The 10,486-nt window shown below is 68.5% G+C and carries 1 pseudogene; it reads right to left on the bottom strand.

What is annotated here, in order from left to right:
• Positions 1-10,486, bottom strand: a pseudogene (locus tag A5702_RS01735) (amino acid adenylation domain-containing protein); the annotation flags it as partial.

Here is a 10,486-nt window from a genome sequence, read left to right as displayed (position 1 = left end):
CACCGTGTCCCCGCACTGATCGGCCACCGCCGGATACGGCCGATCCGTCGGCAACTCCACACGTTCGGGAATCCCGGCCAGCGCATCCTCCCAGTACGCCAACTGCGCGGCGATGGGGCTACCGCCGTCCGCGAGGTCACCGAGTTGGGCTCGCTGCCACAACGTGTAATCCGCGTACTGCACCGGCAAATCAGCCCAATCGGGGGCGCATCGGGCACACCGGCTGGCATATGCCACATTCAGATCGCCGACCAGCGGAGCGATCGACCACCCGTCCGCGGCGATGTGATGCACCGCGCCTACGAGCACGTGGTCGTTGTCGGCGATGCGGAACAGCGTGGCCCGGAACGGGATCTCGGTTTGCAGGTCGAACACGTGGTGCGCCGTGGTATCGATGGCCTCGTCGATGAAGGCCGGCGGCCATCTGCCCGCATCGATGACCTGCAGGACAGCCTCGTCGCGCCGAGCCGGCAAGATGCGCTGGAACGGCACGCCGTCCAGGTCGGGGAACACCGTGCGCAGGGATTCATGACGGGCGATGACATCGTCGACCGCGGCGCGCAGCGCGTCGATGTCCAGCTCGCCATGCAGCCGCAAAGCCACAGCCAGGTTGTAAACCGATGAGGGGCCTTGCAATTGGTCGAGGAACCACAGCCGGCTTTGGGCGAACGACAACGGAATGACCTGGGGCCGCTGGGCGGGCGCCAGGGGCTGCGGGCGTTCGCCATCACCGCCGATGTGGGCTGCCAGCTGGGCGATGGTTGGCGCGTCGAACAGGGTGTGCATCGACACGTCGGTGGCCAGGCCGGCGTTGATCGCCGCGATCACGCGCATCGCGGAGACGGAGTCGCCGCCGAGGTCGAAGAAGGAGTCGTCGATGCCGACCCGCTCGAGTCCGAGCACCTGCGCGTAGATGCCGGCGAGGATGTCCTGGTTCGGATCGCTGGGAGCGCGGTATCGCTCACCATTGGTGTACTCCGGCGCCGGTAGGGCGCGGGTGTCGAGCTTGCCGTTGACCGTCAGGGGCAGCGCCTGCAACACGACGATGGCCGCGGGGACCATGTAGCCGGGCAGCCGGCGGGCCAGCGCAGCGCGGGCGGCGGCAGGGTCCACCGTGCCGGGCGTCGTCTCGGTGAGGTAGCCGACGAGCCGTCTGTCACCGGGCCGGTCCTCGCGAGCGATCACCGCGGCCTGCGCGACGCCGTCGAGTTCGCTGAGCGCGGTGCGGATTTCGCCGAGTTCGATGCGATATCCGCGGATCTTCACTTGATCGTCGGCCCGCCCGAGGTAGTCGAGTTGTCCGTCGGGGCGCCAGCGCACCAGGTCCCCCGTGCGATACATCCGGGTCCCGGGTGGCCCGAACGGGCACGCCACGAACCGCGAGGCGGTCAGGCCGGCCCGGCGCCAGTAACCCACGCCCACACCGCGTCCCGCGATGTACAGCTCGCCGACCACCTTGGGCATCACCGGACGCAGCAACTCGTCGAGGACGAAGAACGCGGCTCCGGCGATCGGTGATCCAATGGGCGGTGCACCCGAACCCGGCGCCAGCGGCAGGCTCTTCGATGCCCACATCGTGGTTTCGGTCGGGCCGTAGACGTTGACCATGACGCGCCCGGGCGCCCAGGTGTCCACCAGCGCCGGAGGACATGCTTCGGCGCCGATGACCAATGCCGCGCGGCCCAGTCCGTCGGGTGACAGGCCGCTGACCGCGGACGGGGTCTGGGTCAGCACGCTCACCTGTTCTTCCATCAACAGGGTGTGGAAGTCTTCCGGTGCGCGGGCCACCGACTCGGGTACCACCACCAGTCGTCCACCGAACAGCAGCGCGGCCCAGATCTCCCACACCGAGAAGTCGAACGCGTACGAATGAAACTGCGTCCACACCTGGTCGGGGCTCAGGGCGATCCCGGTCTCGAGCGAATCGAACAACTGCGTGACGTTGTGATGGGTGACGGCAACGCCTTTCGGCACACCGGTGGTTCCGGAGGTGTAGACCAGGTGGGCCATGTCGTCGGGTGAGGGGGGCGGCGGCGCGGTGATGCGCTGGGCCTCGATTCGATGGTCGGCGATATCGATGACGGTCACACCGCAGCCGTCCAGCCGCGGCCTCAGCTCAGCCGTGGTCAGGACGGCGATCGGGGTGGCGTCGGCGAGCATGAACTCGATGCGGGCCCGAGGATGCATCGGGTCGATCGGCAGGTACGCCGCGCCGGTCTTGAGCACCGCCAAGATCGCCGCAATGGCCTCGGCGCACCGGGGAAAGAGCAGGGCCACCCGCACACCCGGGCGCGCACCGTGGTCAATCAGCAGGTGCGCCAGCCGATTAGCGGCCTCGTCGAGCTCCCGATAGGTCATCGAGCGGCCCTCGAAGGTCACCGCCACGGCATCCGGGGCCCGCGATACCTGCTCGGAGAAAAGTGCCGGAATCGACGCCCGCTTCGCGGGCTGGGTCAACACCGCGCGGTTGCTCCACTCGTCCAGGCGCGCGTGCTCGGACTCGTTGAGCAAGTCGATGGACAACAACCGGCGGGTTGGGTTGGTGGTCAAATCATCCCCTTAGATCAGTGGTCATGGCCACCAACACCCGCTGGAAGCGTTCGATCAATGACTCGATGCTCTCGGCATCGAATACCTGGCTGTCGTATTCGACGCGGAGAACCAATTCGCGGTCGGGCCGGGCCTGCATCGTCAGCGGGTAGTGGCTGGATTCGATGCCGGTGAATTCGGTGATGGCCAAGCCGTTGCTGTGGGACAGTGCCGTGGCGTCGATCGGGTAGTTCTCGAACACGAACAACGTGTCGAACAGCTGGTCGAGACCCGTGATGCGGTGAATCTCCTTGAGCGCCAGATGCTCATGGTCGATGGTTTGCTTGTGCGCGGTGTGCAATTGGCCGAGCAGGTCGGCGACGGTGGTGTCCGGGGTGATGGTCGCGCGCACCGGAATGGTGTTGATCATCAGGCCCACCATGGTTTCGGCGCCGACCACATCGGTCGGCCGTCCGGAGACGGCGGCGCCGAAGACGACGTCGCGCCGGCCGGTCATCGACATCAACACCTGCGCCCACGCGCCCTGCAGCACGGTGTTGACCGTCGTGTGGCAGGACCGCGCCAGCTCGTTGACGGCCAGGGTGGTGGCCTCCGGGACCCGGGCCGAGGCGGCTTCCCGGGCACCCAGCGCCGGCCGGCCCGGCGGTCCGACCAGCGTGGGCGTGTGGAAGCCGGCGAGCACCTCGCGCCAGGCCGCTTCCGCGGCGTCGAGGTCACGCTCGGCCAGCCAATTGACGAACCGGCGATACGACACGGCCGCCGGTAGCCGCTGGCCGTAGTAACTGGCGAAGATCTCCTGCAGCAGAACGGGTAACGACCAGCCATCGAGCACGATGTGGTGGTTGGTCAATACGACGCGGTAGGCTTCCGGCCCCGTGCGGATCAGGGCGGCGCGGAAAGCGGGCGAGCCCTTGAGATCGCACACCGCCGCGCGTTCGTCGCTGCAGATGCGCCGCAGCTGCCCGTCCACGTCACCCTCGAGTTCGAGGTATTGCCAGGGTGTTTGGGGCTCGGCCGGGATGAGCTGGACCGGCTCGTCGAAGCGGGTGCAGAATCGCGCGGCCAGATTGGGGTGACGGTGGACGACGGCGTCCACTGCGCCGCGCAGGCGATCGGGGTCGAGCGGGCCGGATACCGAGATGTCGAGCTGCATCGAGTACAGGTCGCCGTCGCTGTTCTGGGCTGCCGCGTGGAACAGCAAGCCTTGCTGAAGCGGGGTGAGCGGCAAGATGTCGGCGATCGGGAATTGCCGCTGCAATTCGTCGATCTGGGGCTGCGTGAGACGCGCGGGGATGATGTCGGATGGGGTGATGCCGCCGCCGCCGCGCTGGACATGGGCGCAGATGCCGGTCAGCGCGTCGAACCACAACTGACTGAGCCGCTCGACTTGCGGGCGATCGAGCGCTGAACGCGCCCAGGTCCATTCGGCGTGCAGCCGCGGTCCGGCGCCCGTGTCGACCGCGCCCGCGTTGAGCTCCAGGCTGTGGGCGAGCGGCATCGGCACCGCCGTGGCGGACGTGGTGATGTCCAGGCCGTCTTGGCTGATTCGCCAGAGTTCTCCGGGCGCCTCGGATCCGTCCAGCCGACCGAAGTAGTTGAAGCCGATCGGCGGGTCGGACTCGGGGAGCGCGACGTCGGCGTTGAGGTAGCGCAGCAGACCGTAGGTCAGGCCCTCGGGGACGGCGCGAAGTTGCTCCTTGGCGCGCTTGACGAACGCGCCGACTGCGGCGTCACCGGTGAGCAGTTGCGCCCAGCGCGGCCCGTCGACCGGCAGGGGCATGGGGTATTTGGTGGTGAACCAGCCCACGGTGCGGGATAGGTCGACATCGGCGGTGAGATCTTCGTAGCGGCCATGGCCCTCGACGTCGATCGCGATGGATGCGTCCCCGTCAGGACCCGAGAACTCCCTCCACGCCAACCCGAAGGCGATCAGCAGGATTTCTTGGATGCCGATATGGAATGCGGCGGTAACCTCACCGAGCAGTAGCCGCGTGGTGTCGGCGTCCAGCGATGACGTCAGGTGCCCGGCGCTGGCGTAGGTGTCGATCTGTGCTACCGGTCCCGGCAGGGGGGCCCGGGTGACCGCGACCTGTCGCCAGGCCTCGGCCTCGTCGACCACCGCGGGCCGGCGGGCGTGCTCGGCCAGTAGCGCGGCCCACCGCTGGAAGGAAGTCCCGCCTGCCGGCAGCGTGATCGGCCGACCGCTGCGCCGCTGCGCCCAGGCGATGTTGATGTCTTCCAACAGAATTCGCCAGGACACGGCGTCGACGGCAAGATGATGGAGCATCAACACCAGTTGTCGGGTGCCGGCCACCCACAGCGCGCTGAGCATCACGCCGGCCGCGGGGTTTAGTCGTGACCGCGCGCTCGCCACCGCTTCGTCGCTCACCTCGTCGACCGCCAGCAGGCACGTGCCGGCGTCGACCGAGCCCGGCTCGGGCACCGTCAACGACCACTCACCGCTGGCGCCGTCGTCAGCGCGCAACCGCAACATCGCGTGGCGGTCGAGCAGGGCTTGCAGGAGCGCGACCACGTCCGCTTGGGTGGCGCCCGGGGGCGCTAGTAGCACCATCGTCTGGTTGAACTGGTCGATGGGGCCGTCGATCTCGTGCAGCCAGTGCATGATCGGGGTTGGCGTGACAGGGCCGATGCCCTCGTCGACCACATCGCCCGGCCCGCTGCCGATGTGGGCGACGCGCGCGAGTCGCGCCACGGTCTGCTCGACGAAGATGTCTCGCGGCCGGCACATCACACCGGCTGCTCGGGCGCGGGCGACCACTTGCATGGACGAGATGCTGTCTCCGCCAAGGTCGAAGAAAGAATCGTCCACGCCGACGCGGTCTAGGCGCAGGACCTGGGCGTAGATGCCGGTCAGGATTTCCTCGATGGCGTCGGTCGGGGCTCGGTAATGGTCGCCCGCCTGGTAGTCGGGAGCGGGCAGGGCGCGGGTGTCGAGCTTCCCGTTGATGGTGGTGGGCAGCGCATCGAGGACCATGACCGCGGCGGGCACCATGTAACCGGGCAACCGTTCGGTGAGCGCGGCGCGCACGTCGGTTGGATCAGCGGTGCCGGTGACATAGGCGACCAGTCGCTTGTCACCGGGGTGGTCTTCGCGGGCGATGACCGCGGCGCGCTCGATGCCCTCGAGTTCGGTTAGCGCGGCGTGGATTTCACCGAGCTCGATGCGGTGCCCACGAATTTTCACCTGTTCGTCGACGCGTCCGAGATAGTGCAGTTGCCCGTCGGGCCGCCAGCGGACCAGATCACCGGTGCGATACATGCGCGCCCCTCGGCCACCGAACGGGCAGGCCACGAAACGCGACGCCGTCAGCCCCGCCCGCCGCAGATACCCGACGCCGACGCCGTGGCCGGCGACATACAGTTCACCGACGACGCCCGGCGGCACCTGGCGCAACGACTGGTCGAGGACGAACAGCGCCGCCCCCGGAACCGGTGCGCCGATGGGCACCGTGCCCGACCCGGCCGTCAGCGGCGCGCTGATCGCGACGCACATCGTCGTCTCGGTCGGGCCGTAGGCGTTGATCATCAACCGCCCGGGCGCCCATCGGTCGACCACTTCGGCTGGGCACGCCTCACCCACCACCACCAACGCCGCCGATTCCAGCCGGTCCGGCGACAACAGTTCGACGGCGGACGGGGTTTGCGTCAGCACGTCGGCTTGTCCGGCGGCCAGCAGGTCCTCGAAGTCCGCCGGCGACGTCGTCACGTCCTCGGTCACCACGACTACCCGGCCGCCGCGTAGCAGCGGACCGAAGATCTCCCACACCGAGACGTCGAAGGCCAGGGAGTGACATTGCGGCCAGACACCCGTGCTCGGCAGACCGCCATCCAGCGACCCCAGTAGTTGAGTGACGTTGTGGTGGCTGATGGCAACGCATTTCGGAACCCCGGTGGTCCCCGACGTGTAGATGAGGTATGCGAGGTTGTCGGGGCCGGGCGCGGCAAGCGGTGTGTCGGGGTGCGAGCCGATTGCGTCCTCGCTGAAGACGATGGTTGCAAGGTCGTGCCCGTCGAACCGCGAACGCAGCCCGGCGGTGGTTATCGCGGCGAGTGGCGCGGCGTCGGCGAGCATGAATTCCAGCCGGGCCGCGGGCAGCGCCGGATCGATCGGCAGATAGGCCGCCCCGGTCTTGAGCACCGCGAGGATTGCGATGATGGCCTCGGGGGAACGGGAAAACAGCAGCGCGACGCATTCGCCGGGAGCGGCGCCATGTCCGGTGAGCAAGTGCGCCAACCGGTTTGAGGCCGCGTCCAGCTCCTCGTAGGTCCAGGTGCGCGTCCCGCCGCTGATCGCCACCGCGTGGGGGTCGCGGCAGACATGGGTCGCGAACAAGGTCGGGATCGACACCGGCGGCGGCGCGGGCCGGTCCAACACCGCCCGGTTGCACGCCCCGTCAAGGCGGTCGCGCTCGCGCGCGTCCAACAGATCGATCGACGACAACCGCAGTTGCGGCTCGGTGGTCATCGCCACCAGCACCCGCTCGAACCGCTCGACGAGCCGGGCGATTGTGCCCGAGTCGAACACGTCGGTGCGGAACTCCACCGTGCCCCGAATCCCGTCGGGCGCACCGTCCTCGGTCCAACGCTCGGCCAGCGAAAACGTCAAATCCATGCGGGCGGTGTGGGTGTCGATCGGCACCTGGGTGACCTGCAGATCGCCCAGCGCCAACCCGGCGACCGGGTCACTCGCGTGGCCCGGCAGGTTCTGCCACGCCAACGCCACTTGGGCGAGCGGGTGGTGGCTGAGCGACCGGGTGGGGTTGAGCCGCTCGACGAGCACCTCGAACGGCACGTCTTGGTGCTCGAAGGCGAGCAGACTGCGTCGACGCACCTGGGCCAGCAAGTCGGCAACGGTCGGATCTCCGGCCACGTCCACCCGCAGGACCAAGGTGTTGACGAAGAAGCCCACGAGCTCATCGAGCCCCGGGTCGCCGCGGCCGGCGACCGGGAAGGCCACCGCGACATCGGAAGTCGCGCCGAGCCGCGACAGTAAGACCGCCAAAGCGGCCTGAACGACCATGAAACTCGTCGCGTTGTATCCGCGGGCCACCTCGCGTATGCGCCGCTGCAGATCGGCCGGCCAGTCCACGGTCACACTGGCGCCGCAGTGGTCAGCCACCGAGGGATACGGTCGGTCGGTGGGTAGCTCCAGGCGCTCGGGCATGCCGGCCAGGGCTTCTTCCCAATATTTCAGTTGCGCGGCGATCCGGCTGTGGGGGTCGTCCAGCGCGCCGAACGTCGACCGTTGCCACAACGTGTAATCCACGTATTGCACGGGCAGTGGCGGCCAATCCGGGGCCAGCCCGTGCTGGCGCGCCCGGTAGGCCACGTTGAGATCGCGGACGAACGGCGCCAGCGACCAGCCGTCGAAGGCGATGTGGTGGACGACACCGACCAGCACGTGCTCGTCGTCACTGGCACGAAACAGCTTTGCCCGCAGCGGAATTTCGGTCTCTAGGTCGAACGGGTGATGCGCCGCTTCGTCGACGGCCTCATCGAGTCTGGCGGGCGGCCACGCGGTGGCGTCGATGACCTCCCAACCGATATCAGCGCGGTCGGGGGGGACGACGAGTTGCTGGGGCAGTCCATCGGGGGCGGGATACGCCGTGCGCAGGCTTTCATGCCGGGCCACCACGTCGGCCAGGGCGGCCGCCAGCGAATCGGGATCAAGGGCGCCGCGAAGCCTCAGCGCGACCGTCATGTGGTAAACGCCTGAGGGGCCTTGCAACTGGTCGAGAATCCAGAGCCGGTTCTGGGCGAACGAGAGCGGGATCGCGGCGGGCCGCTCGCATGCGACCAACGGGCTGCGTGGGCTCGACTCCGCGTTGAGGCGGGGCGCCAACTGCGCGATGGTGGGCGCGTCGAAAAGCTGGTGCACAACGAGGTCCGTGCCCAGCGCGGTGTTGATCGCAGGGATCAGGCGCATCGCGGACAGCGAATCGCCGCCGAGGTCGAAGAAGGAGTCGTCGATGCCGACGCGGTCGAGGCCGAGGGTCTGGGCGTAGACGGTGGCGAGCAGGTCTTCGACGGCGGTGGTGGGCGCGCGGTAGTCCTCGGCGCTGGTGTAGTCGGGTGGGGGCAGGGCGCGGGTGTCGAGTTTGCCGTTGACGGTCAGGGGCAGCGCCCGCAGCACCACGATCGCCACGGGCACCATGTGTCCGGGCAGCCGATCGGTGAGAGCCGACCGCGCCGCGGCGGGATCGACCGCGCCGGTGGCACTTTCGACGACGTAGCCGACGAGGCGCTTGTCGCCGGGGCGGTCTTCGCGGGTGACGACGGCGGCGTGTTCAACGCCGTCGAGTGCGGTCAGGGCGGCCTGGATCTCACTGAGTTCGATGCGGTAGCCGCGGATCTTGACCTGTTCGTCGGCCCGGCCGAGGTAGTCGAGTTGGCCGTCGGGCCGCCAGCGGACCAGGTCACCGGTGCGATACATCCGGGTTCCTGGCGGCCCGAACGGGCTGGCTACGAAGCGTGAGGCCGTCAACGAGGCCCGGCGCCAATACCCCACCCCGACGCCGCGACCGGCCACATAGAGCTCGCCGACCACTCCGGGCGGGATGGGGCGCAGCCAGTCGTCCATTACGAACAACCCCGCGGTCGACACCGGGGCGCCGATCGGTACGGTCCCCAAACCCGTTGTCAAAGGGGCGCTTAGCGTCGCGTAGACCGTGACCTCGGTGGGACCGTAGGCGTTGATCAGCACGCGCCCGGGTGCCCACCGGTCCACCAACTCACCGGGGCAGGCCTCGCCGCCGAGCAGAAGTGCCACCGACTCCAAGCCGTGCTGGGGAAGCGCCGCGGCGGCCGACGGTGTCTGGGTGAGTACGTTGACGCGTTGGGCGACGAGCAGGGCGTGGAAGTCTTTGGGTGAGGTGACCACCTCCTCGGGCACCACGACGAGGCGCCCGCCGCCGAGCAGCGCGGCCCAGATTTCCCAGACCGAAAAGTCGAACGCGTACGAGTGGCACTGGGTCCACACCTGGTCCGCGGGCAGATGCGCCGACGCCGACTCCACCAAATGGGCGAGGTTGCGGTGTGTGATCGCAACACCTTTCGGCACTCCCGTGGTGCCCGAGGTGTAGATGAGGTAGGCGACATCGTCCGGCGAGGGGGTCGTCGGCTCGGGCCCGCGTTGAGCCGTCGTACGGTCGTCGGTGATGTCGATGACGGCCAATGCCCGTCCCGCCAACCGTGGCCGCAGCGCGGTGGTGGTGACCGCGACCGCCGGCGCGGCGTCAGTCAGCATGAATGCGATTCGCTCGTCGGGCAGGGCCGGGTCGATCGCGAGGTACGCCGCACCCGCCTTCAATACCGCGATCATCGCGATGACTGCTTCCGCGGAGCGTTCCAGCAACAGCGCCACACACCCGCCGGGCCCGGCACCGCAGCCGGATATCAGCCGGGCCAGCTGATCCGAGGCCTCGTCGACCTCCCGATACGTCAGGGACCGGCCCGCGTCGCTGATGGCGATCGCCTGCGGGGAGCGGGCCGTGTGGCCGGCGAACAGTTCCGGGATCGACAGCGGCGTCGGCCCCGGCTCGCCCAGGGCCGTCCGGTTGCCCATCGCATCGAGGCGGGTGCGCTCGTCGGCGCCGAGCACGTCGATCGCCGACAATCGGAGCTGAGGGTCGGCGGCCATCGCCGACATGATGCGCTGCAGCCGATTGGCCAGCGTAGCAATGGTTTCCGCGTCGAACACGTCCGTGTCGTACTCGATGCGGAAGCCGAGCTCGGTACCCGGCGTGGCCTGCATGGTCAACGGGTAGTGGTTCGATTCGTGACCGGTGAACCCGGCAACGGTCAACCCGTCGACATCGAGCATTGTGGCGGGGTCGACGGGGTAGTTCTCGTAGACGAACAGGGTGTCGAACAGTTGGTCGTGGCCGGTGGCGCGGTGAATCTCGTTGAGCGCGAG

It is taken from the genome of Mycobacterium sp. E3339, assembly GCF_001666915.1.
Classification (GTDB): domain Bacteria; phylum Actinomycetota; class Actinomycetes; order Mycobacteriales; family Mycobacteriaceae; genus Mycobacterium.
The sequence above is the reverse complement of the archived record's forward strand: the minus strand, read 5'-3'. Positions and strand labels throughout refer to the sequence as shown.